Source organism: Paenibacillus profundus (assembly GCF_021369635.1).
GTDB classification, from domain to species: domain Bacteria; phylum Bacillota; class Bacilli; order Paenibacillales; family Paenibacillaceae; genus Paenibacillus_B; species Paenibacillus_B profundus.
Genome location: NZ_JAJNBZ010000004.1, coordinates 97,697 through 117,977 on the forward strand (window position 1 = coordinate 97,697; position 20,281 = coordinate 117,977).

Below are 20,281 nucleotides of genomic sequence, written 5' to 3' on the forward strand. Positions count from 1 at the left end.
GACGTTTGTTACAATAATCTTTACGACTAAAACAGTGAACCGTTTCGGCAGGATCACGCACCGAAATACACTTCACAGAAGCGTCACATAAAACGCTTTCTTCTTCCTTATTGTTTGCATTTTGTCACAGCTTTTAACAATTGAATATGGCACAATATGGATGCAGGAAGAAATCATCATATGGAGGGGACGGACGATGTTGTTAACGGCAGAACAGCCGGTGCAGTGGAACGATGAGACCGTAGAACGTTTGGAGACACGCAAGGCGGTGTATCAATTGTTAGCCGATTTCCTTGGCGAAATGCCAACGCTCGATGTCATTATGTCTTGGCGGAATCATCAGGGGTTACAGGAGATGTCCTGCGCGTCTGAAGGAGCCAAGCAGCTGCGCTTGTTGTTAGAGAACTTGTCGATTAACGAGTTGTACGCCGTATTCTCTTCGCTGCGCGATGAATATATGCGCCTCTTCGGTTCCTCGGGCCAACTGCCCGTGACTCCGTGCGAGACGATGTATCGTGCCAGCGAACAGATGCTGCCGAAGTCCTACGCTCAAGTTGTGCGGCAGACGTATGCTGAATTCAGCTTATATTTTAAAAAAATGAATGGTGAGCCTGACGATCATATCGCGATTGAACTGGAGTTCATGGCCGTTCTGATTGAGAAGATGATGAACAGCGTCATGACGGAAGAGCGCTTTGACCGTTACATGAACGGACAGCGTGAATTCGTGCTGCATCATTTGAAGCGGTGGGCGCCGCGTTTCGGGGATGACCTGAAGCAGCATGCGGAGCATCCGGTATATCAGGCCATTGGTCTGCTGCTTAAAGAATTTATTTCTAAGGAAGTAACTTGGGCGGAGAAGACGAAGACTGCATAAATATTGCGTTACGATTCGCAAAACAGAATTGCGTCACTAAAATTAAGTTTCTAGAATTGAGTCACTCGATATTGCCAATCCATTATGAGATACATGATTATTCATAGCGAAGGGACCTTTCCAGTAGAAAGGTCCCTTTTTTCCAACATCCCAATGAGGGTGAATAGATGCAGATGCTTCGCTCGGTTTCCCCAGATGACCTCACTTAGATTTGTAACAAAGATAAGCGACCTGTGCTAGTTCAAGGCTAATCATCCTTGATAGTCAGCCCTCGCCAATATATCGACCAAGCGGCTTCAAGCTTTTTCTCAAAGCGATCGGGTCCACCGTACAGCAGCTCTACGAATAGTCCATCCAGGATGCATATGAACGCTTTGGAAGCTTGTTCCGGATGCACGCCAAATATTTCTTGTGTTCTGAGGGCTTGAGCCATTCGGGGAACCAGTCCATTTTCCAACCGGTCCAAAAATTCATTCATGCGCTCCATGACTTGCTCCCGCAGCGTTTCTGGGGGGAAGAAGGAAACACGTAAAATGAACTTCAGCACATCGTACTGCTCATAACGCTGACGGTATGATTGAATCAGCAGGGTGAGCTGATCGTGAAGTGACAGATGATCATGCTTATTGAAAAAATCGGTAATCCAGTTCCACTCATCTATAAATACGGTTTGAAGAACATGAAGAAATAAATCGTCTTTGCTCTTATAATGAGCATAGATGGACGGTTTCTTGATGCCGACGTCTTCGGCGATTTTGGCTAAAGACGTCCCGTCATAGCCATACTTGGCAAAATGGGAGAGGGCGATGAGTTGAATGCGGTTTGCGGTCAAAGGGAATTCCTCCATTCCTCGCTGTTCCTTCATCTCGCAGAAACGGTCCTGTGTTTACAGTAATAGGCGGATGGCCGCCTCTACTTAGCTACCTACCGTTCGTTCGAAAATTATGTCATACGATTGTAACCGTTGTCAATGACATATTTGATGTTGTTGTTTTCGGGTATAGTAAAGCAATATAGCTTGTGCACTACCTTCATTGTCCCATCAGCCGGAAGGGTTTATGCGTTATGTAGTCGTCTTATCATTTATTTGGAAAAAACATTGGTTTATGCTGCGTATATGTAGATAAGTACAACGATAGGAATAGGAGAAAATGGGTGAATAGATAGAATGGCTAGTTAGAATGGGGGAGCATGTGGATGAGAAGAGCACTGCAGGTCGGGTTATTCATCATCATGTTGTTGACGTTTGGTCTATATATTAATGATACGTTTGGAAATACAATTGCTACAGCGCTAAGCATTATGACGACGCTGGCGGTCATTACGCTGGCAATCATTATCTTTATGGAGAACCGTCATCCGTCCAGCACGGTGGCTTGGATATTAGTGTTGGCGCTCGTTCCGGTAGTCGGATTCATATTTTATATGCTGTTCGGACAGAACTATCGCAAGCGGCGGCGGTATGCGCGTAAAGCGCAGCAGGACAGACAAGCGTACGCCTTCATCGATAACGAATCATTGCTTCGCAGGGAGCAAATATTAGGCTCGTTTACCGATGATCAACGTCAATTGCTGCGGCTGACCAGCCGTCTCAGCAAGAGCCCGATCTCGTTCTCATCGGATACGCGCATTCTGAACAACGGGGAAGAAACGTTTGCTGCCCTGCTTGCAGAGCTTGGCCGAGCGGTTCACCATATTCATATGGAATATTACATTTATAGAGACGATGATATCGGACGGAAGATTAAGTACATTCTGATGGAAAAAGCGAGGCAAGGCGTGGAAGTTCGATTCATGGTTGATGCAGTAGGCAGCATGCAATTGCCAAAATCGTTCCTGAATGATCTACGGAGGGCTGGCGTAGAAGTAGCCGCCTTCGGTGCGGTGAAATTCCCGCTGTTCTCGAATCGGGTCAATTATCGCAATCACCGCAAAATTGTCGTTATCGACGGCGATGTCGGGTTTATCGGTGGACTGAACGTCGGCGATGAATATTTAAGCCGCAGCAAGACGTACGGCTTCTGGCGAGATACGCACATGATTGTGCGGGGCGAGGCAGTGCAGACGCTTCAGATTATATTTCTGCAGGATTGGGCGCATACGACGGCCGCCAACCTCTACGGGCCGGAATATTTGCTGCCGCGGCCGGTGGAGGCGACAGCCGGAGCGGTGCAAATTATCGCAAGCGGGCCTGATCAAGATTTCAAAACGATGAAAAACGTCTTTTTCTCAATGCTGACCTCGGCCAAAAAGTCCATTTGGATTGCTACGCCTTATTTCATTCCGGATGAAGATATTTTTACGGCGCTGCGGGTAGCGGCATTGGCAGGAATCGATGTGAAATTATTATTTCCGGCCAAGCCAGACAAATGGCTGCCGTTTCTTGCGTCCCATTCTTATTTTCCCGGCCTCATGGAAACGGGCGTACAAATTTATGAATATGAAAAAGGCTTTCTGCATTCCAAGCTTATTATAGTAGACGGCGAGATTGCTACGATAGGAACAGCTAATATGGATATGCGAAGCTTCCATTTGAATTTCGAGGTCAATGCGATTTTGATGCGAACGGATAGTGTGGCGGCGTTGGTTGAAGATTTTGAACGGGATTTGCAGTACACGACGCCGATAGAGGAAGAAGAGTTTGCGCACAAGAAAATGATAACCCGATTTTTGGAATCCGCTGCCCGCCTATTTTCACCATTGCTTTAACGAGACGGCTTGCGGTGCATATACCCGCATTCCGCACCAGCTTTCTGGCGAATTACACGCCGAGGGTCGATCCGCCGACCAAAAGCTTAGCGTTGTGTGTGCGGTACGGGTGCTGTGTTCGCCCCGATAAACTCCGCCATTCCACTGCCTTGAACTGTCACACGGATGGCCGGAATGACCCCCGTCAAAAGGGGCTGGGACTGATTGACTGCTGGCACCGTTTATGGCATGATGTTACTAATCATTCATTTGAGAACGATTTTCATTTTCTACAAGATTTACAAGGTGAAATATCTCATTCATACAGGTATCATTCATATACGTAATTAGAGCTGCTTCGCTTGATGGCGGAGCAGCTTTTTTGATTCTGGGCAGCTTCATGATCAAAAGGGGACTTTTTGAATAACCTCTAACAGACTTTAGTGGGAGAACGGGGATGGATGCAATGTGGAGTAACCGCAACGTATGGATTGTGCTGAGCGGAGAGTTTATCGCCGGTCTCGGCTTGTGGACTTCAATTATCGCGAATTTGGAATTTATGCAGCAGCACGTGCCGTCAGACTTTATGAAATCGCTCATTTTATTTGTGGGACTGCTTGCAGGCGTGCTGGTCGGTCCGTATGCAGGGAAGGTCATCGATACGAGCAGCAAGAAGAAGGTGATGATATACGCCGGAATCGGGCGAATGGTCAGCGTGTGCTTCATGTTTCTCGCTTTGTCGATGGATTCGGTATGGTGGATGGTCCTGTTTGCAGTCAGTTTGCAGGTGTCTGCGGCGTTCTACTTTCCGGCACTTCAGTCGGTTATTCCGCTTATCGTCCAAGATAAAGATTTGATTGCGTTAAACGGGGTTCATATGAATGCTTCCACTATCGCTCGTATATTGGGAACGGCGATGGCGGGAATGATGTTGGCCGTCATGAGTCTGTCCTCATTATATCTCACCTCTCTCGTTGCGTACGCGCTGCTGCTTGCGTCCACCTTCTTCTTGCAGGTAGAGGATACAGGCACGCCACATCGCAATAGGAACCAGAAAGGCAAAGAGAGCGGCGGGTTCAAGGAAATCGTTCCGATGCTCAAACAACTCCCTGTAGCTGTCATGGCGCTCGGGTTGTCGATTATTCCAGCGCTGTTTATCGGAGGCTTCAACCTGATGGTTATCAACATTAGCGAATTGCAGCATGATCAGCAGATTAAGGGCCTGCTGTATGCAGTGGAGGGGACAAGCTTTATAGTTGCCGCATTTTTCGTGAAACGGATTTCCGGAAAAGTGAATTTGTTGAAAATGCTGCTCTCGTTTTCATTTGTTATCGCCATCTCGCAAATGCTGTTGTTCTTTGGGGATATCAGATGGGTGGCGCTGCTGTCATTTGGCTTGTTCGGCCTGGCGGCAGGTTTTTTCTTCCCTTTGCTGTCGACGTATTTCCAGACGACCATTCCGAAGGACTATCATGGCCGCTTCTTCTCGTTCCGGAATATGCTAGACCGGGTGCTGTTCCAAATCGTCCTGCTTGGGACGGGCTTTTTCCTCGATACGATCGGGCTCCAATACATGGTGCTCATCTTCGGCGGAATTTCATTGGTGTTGGCGCTGTATGCCTTGCTTTACTCCGACAAGATAACGGCACGAATGCTCTCCAAGCATGGCGGGCCAAGTGTGGAAACGGGGAGTACCCCGATGTAATCAGTTCCCGTTCGCATTGTGTTAGAGAAATGCGGCGGGAACTTTTGTATTTTCCTGGAGGACATATGGCAATATTTTACCGTTATGTGAAACAGTGTGCTATACTCTGAATATGGTATAGAAAGCGATTTCGTAGAGGACAGAGGAGGATAGTGAATGGCAGGCTCAGAAGAGATTATCCGCACGACGGAACGGTATGGAGCAAGGAATTACGATCCGCTGCCTATTGTCATTTCCAAAGCGGAAGGTGTATGGGTAGAAGATCCGGAAGGGCGCCGCTACTTGGACATGTTAAGCGCATACTCGGCCTTGAACCACGGACACCGCCATCCGAGCATTATTCAGGCGCTCTTGCGCCAGGCAGAGAAGGTGACGCTATCTTCCCGGGCGTTTCACAGTGAATCGTTGGCCTCGTTTTATGAGAAGCTGTCGGCCTACACGGGGAAAGCGATGGTCTTGCCGATGAACACAGGTGCGGAAGCGGTGGAAACTGCCCTCAAAGCAGCGCGGCGCTGGGCATATAACCATAAGCAGGTCCCCGCCAATCAAGCAGACATCATCGTATGCAGCGGCAATTTTCATGGGAGGACGATTACGGTCACCTCCTTCTCCTCGGCGGAGGAATATAAGGAAGGCTTCGGTCCGTTTACGCCAGGCTTCACGATCATTCCATTCGGTGATGCTGAAGCGCTGGAGCAGGCTATCACACCGAACACGGCCGCTTTTCTCGTAGAGCCGATTCAAGGGGAGAATGGCATCGTCATTCCGCCCGACGGTTATTTGCGCCAGGCCTACGAAATATGCAAACGGCACAACGTCCTGTTCATGGCGGATGAAATTCAGACCGGCTTCGGGCGTACGGGCAGACGGTTCGCCTGCGACTGGGAACAGATCGTGCCAGACGTCTATATCATGGGTAAAGCGCTCGGAGGAGGCGTGCTGCCTATCTCGGCCGTAGCGGCGGATGAAGAGATTCTGGGCTTGCTGCAGCCTGGATCGCACGGCTCCACCTTCGGAGGCAATCCGCTTGCTTGTGCGGTGGCGGTAGCCGCCTTGGAAGTGCTGGAAGACGAACGGCTTGCCGAACGCTCGGAGGAGCAGGGAGCGTATTTTAAGCAGCGGCTAGAGGGCATTCACAGTCCGGTAGTCCGCAATGTGAGGGGACGAGGGTTGTTCATCGGCGTGGAGCTGACGGAGCCTGCACGACCGTATTGCGAGATGCTGATGCGGCTTGGCATGCTTTGCAAAGAGACCCATGAGAATATCATCCGCCTAGCGCCCCCGTTAATTATTGAGGCAGCGGAGCTCGATTGGGCGTTGGAGCGTATCCAGCGCGTTTTGGCTCGCGCATAGCCGTACCCGCTTATCAGTCTTGGAACTATGTTGCATATTAGCTTGCAAGGAGGAGAAAGTTGTCGATGACGATGACGATGAATCGAAAACTGTCAATGATTAGTGTTCCATTCGGACTAGGGGCTGGCAGAGCGGGAGCGGAGCAGGGACCGGAGAGCATTGTTCGCTCCGGATTGCTGCGGCAGCTGAAGCAGTTGGGGATAGAAGTGGCGGCGGAGCGCGAAGTGAATTTGCCATCGGCGGCTCCAGCTAGAGAGCAGTTGGATGAAGCGCCTGTTCCCGCGCGGAACGCGAAGCACTTGGCCGAGGTGCTCTATACTTGTTCCGCGTTGGCCGAACAGGTGTCTGCAGCCGTAACGGACGGTTGCTTTCCGCTCGTGCTAGGGGGCGATCACAGTATCGCGATGGGCACGCTCGCTGGATTGACGCGCCATTATCGCAATGTAGGCGTCATTTGGTTCGACGCCCATTCCGACTTAAATACGGAGGAGACGAGTCCGAGCGGGAACGTTCACGGCATGTCGCTGGCTGTTGCGTTGGGCAGAGCCGAGTTCGCGGAAATGCCGTGGTCAGGACCATACGTGAGAGCGGATCGCGTCGTGCTTATCGGGGCGCGCGACCTCGACCCCGGAGAGAAAGAATTCATTCGTCAGCAAGGCATTACCTGCTTTACGATGCACGAGATTGACCGCATGGGCATGGAACGGGTTGTGCAGGAAGCGCTGCGCATTGTCGGCAGCGACACGGATGGAGTTCATCTCAGCTTCGATGTGGATAGCGTCGATCCTTACGAAGCGCCGGGAACGGGCACGCCAGTGCAGGGTGGAGTGAGTTACAGGGAAGCGCACTTGGCGATGGAGCTGCTGCACGAATCTGGCCTTGTCACTTCGGCGGAGTTCGTGGAAGTGAATCCGACGTTAGATGTGAACAACAAAACGGCAAGGCTGGCCAAGGAACTTATCGGTTCGTTATTCGGACAGAGAATTTTATAATGAATGAATAAAACCGGAGGCGCAAACCTCCGGTTTGTAGCTTCCAAGTATATATGCTGGCTATTGTCACTTCATGATGACGTTAGGAATGCTGCCTATGGATAGTACCTGCTCCAGCGGCATCTGGACCTCTGCCCCATGATGATCGAGCAAGTAGAAGCTCTTTCCAGCATCTTCATGGCGGCGCAACAAGGCCGCGAATGGCTCCATTTGTTCCTGCAGCATCATTTCGTTTCATTCAAAGACGACACATTTCACGTTATGCTCCAGCAGCTGTTCCATGCCGAGAAACGCTTGGTATTCTCCCCCCTCGATGTCTACCTTAATCATGTCGATATGCGGCAGATGCGCGAGTGCATCGTCCAGCCGTATGGCCTCCGTCTCGAATTCCGATATATCGTCCCGGTAATGCTTGAAATATTGTTGGCTATGCTTGTTCAGCTTGGCCGGACGGTCCCGTCAAATGGGCGAGAGACGGTGAAGTAACCGACATTAGCCCCGATATCGACGAGTACGTGCCCCTTTTTTACGTGATTCTCCAAATACTTCGTTAGTGGCCACTCCATCGCGCCGTGCATGACGAGTTCTGGTGTAATGCTCAAATCAGCGGAAGGGACGATGAGCTTCCCTCCGTAAACAGGCTTGACGAGCAGGCGTTCATTGCCCATGTAAATCGCGTGCATGCAGTCACTCCTTCGCAAGTGATGTCTTCCAATATAAAACTTTTCCATGTCAGATTTCTACAACTTATGCGCCGCGATTCTGCAACATAACGATTGAATGGGAGACGTCTATAAATCGCCGTGCCGGAGGGGTTGTGTTCTTGGCGAAGCCTTGGTAGGATGAGTCTGAAAGTGCTTGCAGCGGTCGGCTATCGTCGTGGAGAAAGCGGGACCGGTTGCGTACAATAGAAACGAGCAAGACGAGTGGAATAGTGGAACCATCAGGATAGATTGGATAGAACGTTGGGGGAACGCTAAAGAGGAGGAAGGGCGATGAAGTATCGCAGTGTGTTTGACATCATTGGTCCGATTATGGTGGGTCCGTCCAGTTCGCATACGGCCGGAGCAGCCAAGATAGGACGCCTTGCGCGAAGCATCTTCGGCAGACAGCCGAAGCGGGTGCATATTTCCTTGTACGGCTCGTTCGCAGAGACGTACAAGGGACATGCGACGGATGTGGCGCTCATTGCGGGGGTGTTGGATTATGACACGAATGACCCGCGCCTGCCGCAGGCGCCGCAGTATGCCGATGAAGCCGGCATCGAGGTAGTCATTACGACAGAAGACGCCGTGCCTGAGCATCCCAACACCGCCCGCATTATGATGTCGGACGAACGGGACGAGATGGAAGTAGCAGGCATCTCCATTGGCGGGGGCAAGGTGGAAATTACGGAATTGAACGGGTTCGAGCTGAAGCTTTCCGGTCAATGTCCGGCCATTCTCGTAATGAACCATGACCGGTATGGAGTCATCGCCGGAGTGACGCAAATATTGAGCGGCCAGCACGTCAATATCGGACATATGGAAGTAAGCCGCAAGGAGAAAGGCAAGATGGCACTCATGGTCATTGAAACGGATGAGAAGATAAACGAATCCATTATAGATGAGATTCGCGCTCTAGCGGGGGTTAACCGCGTGCTGCGCATGGAAGATTAATGACGCCATCGAGGAAGGGAGGACAAGATTATGTTCCGCAATGTAGCTGAATTAGTCGCGCTTGCCGAAGAGCGTTCGTGCTCGATCGCGCACATTATGATACAGCAGGAAATGGAAGTGCGCCAAACGTCGCGCGAATCGGTTATCGAGCTGATGACTCGGAATCTAGACGTCATGGAGCAAGCGGTCGCGCGCGGTCTGTCAGGTGTTAGCTCCCACTCTGGTCTGACGGGAGGAGATGCGGTCAAGATCCAGCAGTATATTGACTCCGGCAAAGTATTAAGCGGCGAAACCATAATGGACGCCGTCAGCAAAGCGGTGGCGACGAACGAAGTGAACGCTGCGATGGGGCTCATCTGCGCGACGCCGACGGCAGGCTCGGCCGGTGTCGTGCCGGGAACGCTGTTCGCGCTCAAGGAGAAGCTGCAGCCGACACGTGAACAGATGGTGGACTATCTGTTCACGTCGGGAGCCTTCGGCATGGTTGTGGCGAACAACGCCTCGATCAGCGGCGCGGCGGGTGGCTGCCAGGCTGAAGTGGGGTCAGCCGCAGGTATGGCGGCGGCAGCCATTACTGAACTGGCGGGCGGAAGCCCGCGCCAAGCGGCGCATGCGATGGCGATCGCGCTGAAGAACATGCTCGGCCTCGTCTGTGACCCTGTTGCAGGCTTGGTCGAGGTGCCGTGCGTGAAGCGCAACGCCATGGGCGCGGCCATCGCGATGGTGGCGGCAGATATGTCGCTTGCCGGCGTGGAGAGCGTCATTCCGTGCGACGAAGTCATCGAGGCGATGTTCCGCATTGGACAGACGATGCCTACTACGCTGAAGGAGACTGCGCGCGGGGGCTTGGCTGCCACTCCGACAGGTCAGCGATTGAAGCAGCAAATTTTTGGAGATCAGACGACAAAATAAACGAAATTATCGCTAAATGAACGAGATAAATGAAAGATCTGGAGTCCGAATGGTTGGACTCCAGATCTGTAGGGGGTACCAAAATGCAAGAGCGACAGCCCGAACCGGGGGGATTGACCGGGCGGCGCAAGACAGAGCATGTTCGCATCTGTTTGGAGGAGCCGGTGAACGGTATTGGCATTACAACGGGACTGGAACGATACCGCTTTGTGCATCAGGCGCTCCCGGACATCGACTATCGCGACATTGATCTTGCTACCGCTTGGTTGGGCAAGCCGGTGCGGACGCCGCTCTTGATCAGCTCGATGACGGGAGGCAGCAGCCATACGGCGTCGATTAATCGTCGCTTGGCTGTCGTGGCGGAAGCGCGCGGCTGGGCGATGGGCGTCGGCTCAGTGAGGGCGGCGGTAGAGAATCCAGGCGTCGCGGACACGTTCCAGATGCGCGATTTGGCGCCGACGATTCCTATGTTCGCGAACTTGGGCGCGGTGCAGTTAAATATGGGCATGGGGGCGGATGAATGCCGCCGTGCAGTGGAACTGGTGCAGGCAGACGGACTCATTTTGCATCTCAATGCGCTGCAGGAGGTGTTTCAGCCGGAAGGCGACTTGAACTTTGCCGGGCTGCTTCACCGTATCGAGGAAGTGTGCCGCGCATTGGAAGTGCCCGTCGGCGTGAAAGAAGTCGGCTGGGGGATAGCGGCGGACACGGCCAAGCAGTTGGCCGAGGTGGGCGTCGCCTTCATCGACGTCGCCGGAGCGGGAGGGACCTCCTGGAGTCAAGTCGAGAAGATGCGGCTCCCGGATCCGATTCGCCGGCAAGCTGCCGAGGCCTTTGCCGATTGGGGGATTCCTACGGCAGAGAGCGTGCGGCAGGTGCGCGCTGCGTTGCCTGACCACATGGTGGTGGCCAGCGGCGGGCTCCGCACTGGCGTCGATGCGGCCAAGGCGCTCGCTCTGGGTGCGAACGCAGCTGGCTTCGGACGCTCCTTGCTTGCGGCGGCGGCCGATTCGGAAACAGCGGTGGACGCGGTGCTGGCACAGGTGGAGACGGAGCTGCGCATCGCGATGTTCGGCATTGGGGCGCGAACGATCGAGCAGTTGCGAATGACTGAACGACTAGTCTAATAAGTGATCATCCTGTTACAATGGGATAAACTAGAAATGGCCGCAGCCTGATAACTGTGGCCTGTTTCTTGCAAATATCAACCTGGAATAGTCATGAAAAACAGAAACTTTTCACGGAAATCGACGCTTTTTGTTCATAAAATCCCCACTTTTCACGGTTTTTTACCTTCATATCTTGAAAATGTGTTTGAAAACATCATTTTTGGTAAATAAAACCTGTACCCATACTATGGAAAATCCTTTATATTATGATCGGAATCACATTCAAACGTTCGGATTTCATGATAATAAGTGCGTAAATAGTGGACATCGAACGGGAGAGCGTCGATAAATATTATAATGAGTGAAAAGGAAGGGTTGAATGGGATGAAACAATCGATTTTCAACTTTGATACCAAAACGGTAGTCGCTATCGGTATTGGAGCTGCTCTGTACGGCTTGCTCAGCACGATTACGATACCGTTAGTTCCTCAGACGGGATTGCGCCCGGCCATTGCCATTCTTACTATTTTCGGCGCGCTGTTTGGTCCTGTCGTTGGCTTTTTAAGCGGAGCGATCGGCCATATCATTACCGATTTAACATGGGGTGGCGGCACGATTTGGTGGTCTTGGGTGCTCGGTTCTGCGATTTCCGGTTTAGGAATGGGGCTCGTGTATGCAAGCAGCTCTTTTAACGTAAATGAAGGTCGTTCCACGAAAGGCAATATCGTTACACTAGCTATTTCCGGATCGGTTGCTTTGGCAGTCGGCTACGGGATTTCCAGTATTCTTGATGTCTATTTGTTTGGCGAGGCGCCGGACAAAATGTGGGTGCAATTTTATGCGTCCGCCATTGCCAACATTGCCGTACATTTGATTCTCGGTGTGTCAGCTGTGCTTGGATTACTTAAATTGAACCGTCGCAACTCGAATTTGCGCGTACTTAAATAGGTTGCTAGATTGCAGCATGATGACAGGAGCTATTGAATCTATGAAGGAACCGCTTATCTCGTTTCGAGATTTTAGCTTTCAATACCGCAGCTTGTCTGAGCCGACATTGAAACAAATTAATCTGGACATTTATCCAGGTGAGAAAATACTCATTGCCGGGCCAAGCGGCTCGGGCAAATCTACGTTGGCCCATTGTATCAATGGGCTGATTCCTTTTACTTACAGCGGCACGTTGTCCGGAGAATACTCCCTTAGAGGGCAGCGTCCGGCCGACCTCAGCATTTTTGAAATCAGCCGCAGCGTCGGCACAATATTGCAGGATCAGGATGGTCAATTCATCGGCTTGTCCGTCGGCGAAGATGTTGCCTTTGCCTTCGAGAACGACTGCATGGCACCGGCGGACATGAAGCCGAAGGTGACGCATGCGCTCGATATTGTTGACATGCTGCCGCTTCACGATCAGAGCCCGCACGAATTATCGGGCGGACAGAAGCAGCGGGTGTCGCTGGCGGGCGTGCTGTCGATGGAGGCGGATATTTTGCTGTTTGACGAGCCGCTTGCCAATTTGGATCCAGCCAGCGGCAAGCATGCGATGGAGCTGATGGAGGAGATTCACCGTCAGACCGAGAAGACCATCATCATTATCGAACATCGCGTCGAGGATGTGCTGGAGCAGCCTGTCGACCGTGTCGTCATTATGGCAGAGGGAAGAATCGTTAAGGTGGGAACACCGGATGAAATTCTATCCTCCAGCATCATGCGCGAGCACGGATTGCGGGAACCGCTTTACGTCTCTGCGTTGAAATATGCCGGCTGCGACTTGCTGCCGAAGGACAAGCCGTCCTCCTTGGCGCAGGTGAGCGCCAGCCCTGTTGTTAAGGAACGTCTGGCTGTGTGGGCGGACAGCGCTGAACCCGCATCAAAGTCTGCTCCTCATCCTCCGCTCATCGAAATGGAGGATGTCCGCTTCTCCTATGATGGGGAACGGGAAATCATCCGCGGCGTTTCCCTTGCGATAGGCATAGGGGAACGCGTTGCGCTGCTTGGCAACAACGGCGCAGGCAAATCGACGCTGTCCCATCTGCTGACCGGTATCGCGAAGCCGAATGCCGGAGTCATCCGGCTGCAAGGAGAGCCGATCAATTCTTGGTCAATTCGCCGCCGCGGTGAACATATCGGTTATGTGATGCAAAATCCGAATCATATGATTACGCAGCCGATGATCTGGGACGAAGTCGCCCTTGGCCTGCGCGTGCGCGGCTTATCGGAAGATGAAGTGAAGACGCGGGTGGAAGAGACGCTGCGCATCTGCGGCTTGTACGGGTATCGGGAATGGCCGGTATCTGCGCTCAGCTACGGTCAGAAGAAACGGGTGACGATAGCTTCCATCTTAGTTATGGAGCCGAAGCTGATGATTTTGGATGAGCCGACAGCTGGACAGGACTATAAGCATTATACCGAATTCATGAGCTTCATCTCGCACTTGGCCGACAGCGGCATGTCGTTTCTTTTTATTACGCATGATATGCATTTGGCGCTTGAATATACGGAACGGGCCGCGGTTCTGTGCAACGGGGAACTGATTGCGGTAGGCGATACCGCGCATGTGTTGACGGATACAGACGCAATCGCGCAGGCGAATTTGAAAGAAACGTCGTTGGGCGCTCTGTCGCGTTTAACCGGTGTCTCCGCACCGGAAGCGTTCGTGCGTCATTTTATCGTGCAGGAGAAGAAGGTGAATCATCATGAGTAAGGCTGGAATGCTCTATATCGACAGTGACACCTTGTTCCACCGCATGGACGGAGCGGCCAAGCTTATCGTCTTGGCTGTCTGGACCGTCGTCGTCTTTTTATTTCAGGATATTCGTATCTTTGTCCCGCTTTTTCTGATCGGGATCATCATGTTGCTGTCCGCCAAGCTGCCATGGAAGCGAATCCGTCTCCTCGTTTGGCTCATGATCGTATTCAATATCTTTAACTCTCTGTTTACGCTTGCCATTACACCGGCCTATGGAAGTGAAGTGTCGGGCTCGACGACGGTCATATTGGATTTGGGATACAATGTGCTTACGCTTGAAACGGTAGTTTACGTACTGACCTTATCCATGAAATATATGTCGCTTATGCCGATTACCGTATTGTTTATTTATACGACGCATCCAACTCGTTTGGCCAGCAGCTTGAACCGGGTAGGGGTTCCGTATAAGGTGGCTTACGCGTTCAGCATCGCGTTCCGCTACATTCCAGATATGCAGGCGGAATTTCGCAACATCTCGAACGCTATGCAAGCACGGGGGCTGGGCTTCGGCAAAGGCGAAGGGACGCTGAGCCAAAGGCTCAAGCATTTCGTCTCGATTGCCATTCCGCTTGTCCAATCCTCGCTTCACAGGATTGAGACGATCTCGAATGCGATGGATTTGCGCGGCTTCGGCAAGCATTCCAAGCGGACGTGGTATTCTGCGACGGTATGGCACCGCGAGGATTATATCGTCATCGTCACGAGTCTCATCGTGCTTATTGCAGCGATAGCTTGGCGAGTACAGGGCTACGGAACGTTCTGGTATCCATATTGAATAATGAATCGGGTTCTCCAAGAGGAGGCCCGATTTTTTGATCCAAAAGATAATGTCCACGTATCTTACAACATCCTTCGTGTTCACTGCCCCCTGTTCCGCTCATCCCTTTCGCCCACTCTCCCCATTTCTCAGTATTGCAATGAATGGCTCGGCGCGCAGTGATCGATCCGTGCATGTTATGAACGGACTAGCGAGCTGCCGTGATTGGTTCAGATACGCAACAGCTCGGCAGCTGAAGTAATAGTTTATTGGAGCGATTTGAATGAGATGGTTCTGAGGAACAGGGTGTGGAAAATAGATTAATGATAGGAGGTAGAAAGGATTCCGTGAATGGTAAGAAGACTCTGAGCGCTTTGCTTAAACTTATCTGTCTCAAACGGTGATTCGATATGGTTCACATTATTCTGAATAGTTGGGAGAGTGAACAAAAGGGCTTTTGAAGGCAATCTTCTTTACGGAGAAAGAGCAGGCACGTAACGCTAGTTGCAGCAAGCCGTGTGTTGAGGGATACACTCGTAATGAACCGCCTGAATCAGTCGTTTTTTGTCACAAATTAACAAAAATTTCATATCAGCTTAATACTCTCTTACCAGAGGAAAGTTATGGTAGATGAGGGTGGTGAATGACATGCCATCACATTATGAACGTTACCGTTAGAAGGGGAGAATCGTAACATGCAAATGCAAGCAAAGTGGATGCTGCTCCTGCTGCTCTGCTTCACGATGTTGGTCGGATGCGGACAGTCGGGAAGCTCGAACGCAGGGCAGGCTGCCGATAAGGCGGCAGGGCAAGGAATCAGCGGCGCAGAGCCATCTGGCGACAAGAAGCCGAACGGTGGCGAAGAGAACATTGAGCTGACGTTCTACTATCCGATTGCCGTAGGCGGACCGCTAACGTCAGTGGTTGAGAACATGACGAAGAAATTTACGGAGAAGCACCCGAACATTACGGTCAAGCCAGTGTATACGGGCAGCTACGCGGACACGACGACGAAGATTCAAGCCGGCATTCAAGCGCAGCAGCCGCCGGATGTAGCCGTGATGCTGTCCACGGAATTGTTCAGCATGCTTGACACGAATGCGATACTTCCGCTCGATGATTTCATTGCGAAGGAAAGCGGAGACGTGCTGCAAGATTTCTATCCGGCTTTTCTTGCGAACTCGCAAGTGGAGGGAAAGACGTATAGCATTCCTTTCCAACGCAGCACGATCGTGCTTTATTATAACAAGGATGTCTTCAAGGAGGCCGATCTGGATCCAGAGCAACCGCCGAAAACGTGGGCGGATCTTGTCGAAGTTGCAGCGAAGGTAAAGAAAGCAGGGCGCCATGGCATCGAGGTTCCGGGCTCCGGCTTTGCTTATTGGATGTTCCAGCAGTTTGCTTTACAGAACATGAGCGACCCGAAGCAGAACTTGATGACGCAGGATGGCAAAAAAGTATTTTTTGATACACCGGAAAATATTGAAGCGCTGCAATTCTGGCATGACCTGTCTCTCAAGCATAAGGTAATGCCGGATGGCGTCATTGAGTGGGCCACCGTTCCGACTGATTTCCTGGAGCAGAGGACGGCGATGATGATTCATACGACCGGCAACCTGACCAATATTAAAAATAACGCCAAGTTCGATTTCGGCGTCGCTTTTCTGCCGATGAGCAAGCAGTATGGATCTCCGACAGGCGGAGGAAATTTGTACATATTTAAAGATATTGATCCGAAGAAGCAAGTGGCTGCATGGGAATTCATCAAGTTCATGACCGAGCCGGAGCAGGCGGCACAATGGAGTATTGATACGGGATATGTTGCAGTACGGAAATCAGCTTATGAGACGGACGTCATGAAGACCTATGCGGCAGATTTTCCGCAATCGGTTGTCGCGCGCGACCAGTTGGAACATGCATATGCGGAATTGTCTACACATAACAACGGCAAAGTGTCCAAAGCGCTGACCGATCAGGTGCAGGCTGTCCTGACTGGAACGACCGACGCCGCGACCGCATTGAAGAAGGCGCAAGAAGAAGCGGAGCGTGCGCTCAAGCCGTTCAATAAATAACAATGTGTCCACACAAGGAGGACTAGATGCGGATGAGCGTCACATGGAAAGAACGGCTCGCGCGCAACGGATTAGCTTGGGCCTTGCTGCTGCCATCCTTGTTATTTCTAATTTTGTTTACATATTATCCGATGCTGAAGACGGCGTGGCTAAGTCTGTTTCAAGCGGACTTGGCCGTGCCGGAGCCGGTCTTTAACGGAGCGGACAATTATGCGTTCCTATTTTCCGACCCGGTGTTCCAGAAGGTGTTCAGCAACAACTTGTGGTTTGCTGTCGGCACGGTGCCGACGTCTATGATCTTGGCATTTCTGATGGCGCTCTTCGCGGACAAAGCGATGGCGGGCAAGACGTTCTCCCGCGTTGCCTTCTTCTATCCGAATATGGTTCCGATGATAGCGGTGGCTAACATTTGGTTGTTTATTTATACCCCGCAGTACGGGCTGCTGGCGCAGTTGGCGCAATGGGTAGGGCGTGCGGATATGAATCTGCTCGGTCATCCAGATACGGTAATGGGAGCTATGATCGTGATGATGATCTGGAAGGAAGCCGGCTATTTCATGATTTTTTATTTGGCTGGTCTTCAGAACATTCCGAAGGACTTGTATGAGTCCGCTTCTATGGATGGCGTTGGCGCATGGAAGGTGACTACACGAATTACGATACCGTTGACGATGCCGACAACCCTGTTTGTGGGGGTCGTCGCGTTAACGAACGCTTTCAAGCTGGTCGACCATTTGTGGATAATGACAAAAGGCGGGCCAGATAATGCGAGCAATCTGCTGCTCTATCATATTTACGACACGGCCTTCAGCTTCTACGACCAAGGGATGGCAGCGGCGATGACGGTCGTTATGATTGCGGTGTTGCTTATTTTGTCTTCCCTTCAATTTTTCGGCTGGGATCGCAAAATTCATTATCAATAGAGGGGGGCTCCGAGGCTTTATGGGGAAATCGGATGAATTGGACAGAGCGGACGCGGTCAAATTCAGCCTAGACCGTCATTCCGGGATTGGCGCACGAACGGACCGTGAGCTGCGATTCGGACGTCTGAAGCAACGCGCCGCACGCGGGATATGGCATTTGGCTATGCTGGCCGTCGGCGTCGTCTGGCTCATTCCGTTTGTCTGGGTCATCTGGACCGCGTTCCGCCCGAAAGACGCAGGGATGAATTCATTCTTGACGTGGCAATGGACTTTCGAACATTTTGCCCGTGTATGGGAAGGGGCGCCGTTCGCTCAGTATTATTTGAACACGCTGACGATAGCTGGCGGGGTGCTCGCCGTTCAACTATTTAGCTTGACGCTGGCTGCCTACGCCTTTGCGCGTCTGCGCTTCTTTGGCCGTGATGTCGTGTTCATGCTGTTTCTGGTGCAGATTATGGTGCCGGCAGACGTGCTTATTTTTTCTAACTATCATGTATTAAAAGAATTCGGCTTGCTCGATACGAAGCTTGGGATTATGCTGCCTTACTTTGCATCGGCCTTCGGAATCTTTCTGTTGCGCCAAACGTTCAAGCAGATGCCGCTGGAGCTTGAAGAGGCGGCGATGGTCGAAGGATGCTCCCGGCTAGGTATTTTGTGGCGCATCTTCGTGCCGCTCTCGCTTCCGGTCTATATCTCATTCGCCGTCGTTTCGGTAAGCTATCAGTGGAACAACTTCCTCTGGCCGCTTATTGTGACGAACTCGGTGGAGAATCGCCCGCTTACGGTCGGCTTGGCCATGTTCGCCCAATCGTTCGAGACGGGCGCGCAGTGGGCGGAAGTGAGTGCGGCCACATTGCTCGTCGTCGCTCCGCTGCTCATCGGATTTCTGCTTTTTCAACGGAAATTTATTAACAGCTTTATGCATTCCGGCATCAAGTAGCACGTAAAATATAAATAAAATGTGAAAGATGAAAGAAATTTATAAAATAGAATTAATGTTGTGAAATTTTACCTTAGCAGGTTGGCCATTTTTTCAATAAAATGAAGTCTATATCTGCCGCCAAGGCATCATAGATATGATCGGAAGGGGTGCGTTACAGACAACATGCCAACACAAGGAAAATCTCAACAACATTCGCAACAGAAGTCTTCCTGCCAATCGGGTTCCAAAAAGTCGGAACAATTTAGCTCCTCGGGATTTATATTGGCGGCTATCGGCAGTTCGGTCGGCTTGGGCAACATGTGGAAATTTCCGTATGTTACCGGCCAGAATGGCGGCGGAGCCTTTTTTCTCCTGTTCATAATATGTCTGCTCATTGTCGGCTTGCCGGTTCTGCTTGGGGAATTGGCCGTCGGGCGGGCAGGGCGCGGCGATGCGGTAACCTCATTCACGAAGCTTTCCAATAAGAAAGGCTGGGGCGCGCTCGGCTTCGTCGCCGTCTTGGCGGCGTTCCTCATCATGACCTACTACAGCACCATTGCAGGCTGGACGCTGCATTATGCGGTAGAATCCCTAACCGGCAATCTGTTCAACAATCCGAACTACGAACAGCAATTTACCGCTTTTACAGCCGGTATGTGGCCGATCATTTGGCAAATCGTCGTCATGGCGCTGTCTGGTTTCATTATTGCGCGGGGGATTTCCGGCGGAATTGAGAAGTTCAATAAAATCGTCATTCCGGGACTTTTGCTTATTTTGCTTATCATGCTCGTGCGTACGCTCACGTTGGACGGAGCTGCCGCAGGAATCAAATATTTCTTATATCCCGATTTCTCCGTGTTAACCTTTCAATCTGCGTTAGCGGCGCTCGGTCTCGCATTCTTTTCGCTATCGCTGGGTCTGGGAGCCATGCTGACGTATGGCGCTTATGTAGATAAGCGTCAGTCGCTGCCGCTCGCGACGTTGGCCGTTGGCGCTGGAGACTTGACGTATGCGTTGATCGCCGGCTTGATTATATTTCCGACGACGTTCACGTTCGGCATCGAGCCTAATTCCGGACCTGGACTCGTATTCGTTACTTTGCCGGCTGCATTTGCGTCCATGCCTTACGGCAGCTTGTTCGGCGGGCTGTTCTTTATTCTTCTGGCTATCGCGGCGGTTACCTCGTGTCTGTCGCTGACAGAGGTTCCAGTCTCTTATTTGATTCGGCGGTTCGGATTCACCCGCGGCAAAGCGACAACCACTGTCGTGCTTGCCATGTATGTCATTGCGCTGCCGTGCACGCTTGCCGCTGGAGGAGCATGGAGCGATGTTAAGTTCGGCGGGCGTAATTTGTTCGATTGGCTCGACTTCATTACGTCGAACGTCATGCTGCCGCTTGGCGGCTTATTCGTTACGCTGTTGGTCGGTTACGTATGGAAAGATGCGGGCAGTGAAACGGGATTGCGATCGTCGGGGATGAAAATTTGGCTATTCACGATGCGTATTGTCGCGCCTGTCTTAATTATTTTGATTTTCCTTTCATCTGTCGGCCTCGTATAACGTCGGC

At 51.6% G+C, this 20,281-nt stretch carries 18 protein-coding genes; 15 read left to right on the plus strand and 3 right to left on the minus strand.

Going from position 1 to position 20,281, the window contains the following annotated elements; translation table 11 throughout:
- Positions 1–196 precede the first annotated feature (196 nt).
- A complete protein-coding gene (locus tag LQV63_RS07730; RefSeq protein WP_233696270.1) occupies positions 197–877 on the plus strand; it encodes a TorD/DmsD family molecular chaperone in 681 nt (226 codons plus the stop codon).
- A 247-nt stretch (positions 878–1,124) separates the two neighbouring features.
- On the opposite strand, the gene LQV63_RS07735 is transcribed toward LQV63_RS07730, so the two are convergent.
- Positions 1,125–1,709 carry a TetR/AcrR family transcriptional regulator gene (locus LQV63_RS07735; protein WP_019420942.1) on the minus strand — a complete coding sequence of 195 codons (585 nt, stop codon included), beginning with the start codon at positions 1,707–1,709 and terminating at the stop codon, positions 1,125–1,127.
- Between the two features lie 365 nt (positions 1,710–2,074).
- Between LQV63_RS07735 and cls the strand changes: the two genes are divergently transcribed.
- The 4 genes from cls (at position 2,075) to rocF (ending at position 7,615) form a co-directional block, all read left to right on the plus strand.
- Positions 2,075–3,586, plus strand: coding sequence for a cardiolipin synthase (cls, locus tag LQV63_RS07740; protein WP_233696271.1), 1,512 nt, complete (start codon positions 2,075–2,077; stop codon positions 3,584–3,586).
- Positions 3,587–4,031: 445 nt separating this feature from the next.
- Positions 4,032–5,270 carry an MFS transporter gene (locus LQV63_RS07745; protein WP_036703967.1) on the plus strand — a complete coding sequence of 413 codons (1,239 nt, stop codon included), beginning with the start codon at positions 4,032–4,034 and terminating at the stop codon, positions 5,268–5,270.
- Positions 5,271–5,426: 156 nt separating this feature from the next.
- Complete coding sequence (locus LQV63_RS07750; protein WP_019420939.1) at positions 5,427–6,623, plus strand: ornithine--oxo-acid transaminase; 1,197 nt, start codon at positions 5,427–5,429, stop codon at positions 6,621–6,623.
- Between the two features lie 65 nt (positions 6,624–6,688).
- Positions 6,689–7,615, plus strand: a complete 927-nt coding sequence (gene rocF / locus LQV63_RS07755) for an arginase (RefSeq protein ID WP_019420938.1) — start codon at positions 6,689–6,691, stop codon at positions 7,613–7,615.
- Positions 7,616–7,849: 234 nt separating this feature from the next.
- On the opposite strand, the gene LQV63_RS32000 is transcribed toward rocF, so the two are convergent.
- The gene (locus tag LQV63_RS32000) at positions 7,850–8,056 is read right to left on the minus strand and encodes an FkbM family methyltransferase (protein WP_407672900.1); all 207 of its coding nucleotides are present in this window, start codon (positions 8,054–8,056) and stop codon (positions 7,850–7,852) included.
- A complete protein-coding gene (locus tag LQV63_RS07765; RefSeq protein WP_233696273.1) occupies positions 8,053–8,298 on the minus strand; it encodes a hypothetical protein in 246 nt (81 codons plus the stop codon). The genes LQV63_RS32000 and LQV63_RS07765 overlap by 4 nt, the downstream gene beginning before the upstream one ends.
- A gap of 312 nt (positions 8,299–8,610) precedes the next feature.
- Here LQV63_RS07765 and sdaAB point away from each other — a divergent pair, with 312 nt between their 5' ends.
- The 10 genes from sdaAB (at position 8,611) to LQV63_RS07815 (ending at position 20,274) form a co-directional block, all read left to right on the plus strand.
- Positions 8,611–9,273 carry an L-serine ammonia-lyase, iron-sulfur-dependent subunit beta gene (sdaAB, locus tag LQV63_RS07770; RefSeq protein WP_233696274.1) on the plus strand — a complete coding sequence of 221 codons (663 nt, stop codon included), beginning with the start codon at positions 8,611–8,613 and terminating at the stop codon, positions 9,271–9,273.
- Positions 9,274–9,303: 30 nt separating this feature from the next.
- Positions 9,304–10,185, plus strand: a complete 882-nt coding sequence (sdaAA, locus tag LQV63_RS07775; RefSeq protein WP_233696275.1) for an L-serine ammonia-lyase, iron-sulfur-dependent, subunit alpha — start codon at positions 9,304–9,306, stop codon at positions 10,183–10,185.
- A gap of 83 nt (positions 10,186–10,268) precedes the next feature.
- Positions 10,269–11,312 (plus strand): type 2 isopentenyl-diphosphate Delta-isomerase, encoded by a 1,044-nt coding sequence (gene fni, locus LQV63_RS07780; protein ID WP_233696276.1) that lies wholly within the window; start codon positions 10,269–10,271, stop codon positions 11,310–11,312.
- A gap of 366 nt (positions 11,313–11,678) precedes the next feature.
- On the plus strand, positions 11,679–12,242 hold the full coding sequence (locus tag LQV63_RS07785; protein WP_026011377.1) for an ECF-type riboflavin transporter substrate-binding protein: 564 nt from the start codon (positions 11,679–11,681) through the stop codon (positions 12,240–12,242).
- A gap of 40 nt (positions 12,243–12,282) precedes the next feature.
- The gene (locus LQV63_RS07790; RefSeq protein ID WP_233696277.1) at positions 12,283–13,995 is read left to right on the plus strand and encodes an ABC transporter ATP-binding protein; all 1,713 of its coding nucleotides are present in this window, start codon (positions 12,283–12,285) and stop codon (positions 13,993–13,995) included.
- Positions 13,988–14,815 (plus strand): energy-coupling factor transporter transmembrane component T family protein, encoded by an 828-nt coding sequence (locus tag LQV63_RS07795; protein WP_019424632.1) that lies wholly within the window; start codon positions 13,988–13,990, stop codon positions 14,813–14,815. Before LQV63_RS07790 ends, LQV63_RS07795 begins: the two co-directional genes overlap by 8 nt.
- Before the next feature lie 677 nt (positions 14,816–15,492).
- Complete coding sequence (locus LQV63_RS07800; RefSeq protein ID WP_233696278.1) at positions 15,493–16,869, plus strand: ABC transporter substrate-binding protein; 1,377 nt, start codon at positions 15,493–15,495, stop codon at positions 16,867–16,869.
- A 32-nt stretch (positions 16,870–16,901) separates the two neighbouring features.
- Positions 16,902–17,792, plus strand: a complete 891-nt coding sequence (locus tag LQV63_RS07805; RefSeq protein ID WP_233696279.1) for a carbohydrate ABC transporter permease — start codon at positions 16,902–16,904, stop codon at positions 17,790–17,792.
- A 163-nt stretch (positions 17,793–17,955) separates the two neighbouring features.
- Positions 17,956–18,732 carry a carbohydrate ABC transporter permease gene (locus LQV63_RS07810; RefSeq protein WP_036705691.1) on the plus strand — a complete coding sequence of 259 codons (777 nt, stop codon included), beginning with the start codon at positions 17,956–17,958 and terminating at the stop codon, positions 18,730–18,732.
- 165 nt (positions 18,733–18,897) lie between these two features.
- Positions 18,898–20,274, plus strand: a complete 1,377-nt coding sequence (locus tag LQV63_RS07815) for a sodium-dependent transporter (RefSeq protein WP_019424636.1) — start codon at positions 18,898–18,900, stop codon at positions 20,272–20,274.
- Positions 20,275–20,281 lie beyond the last annotated feature (7 nt).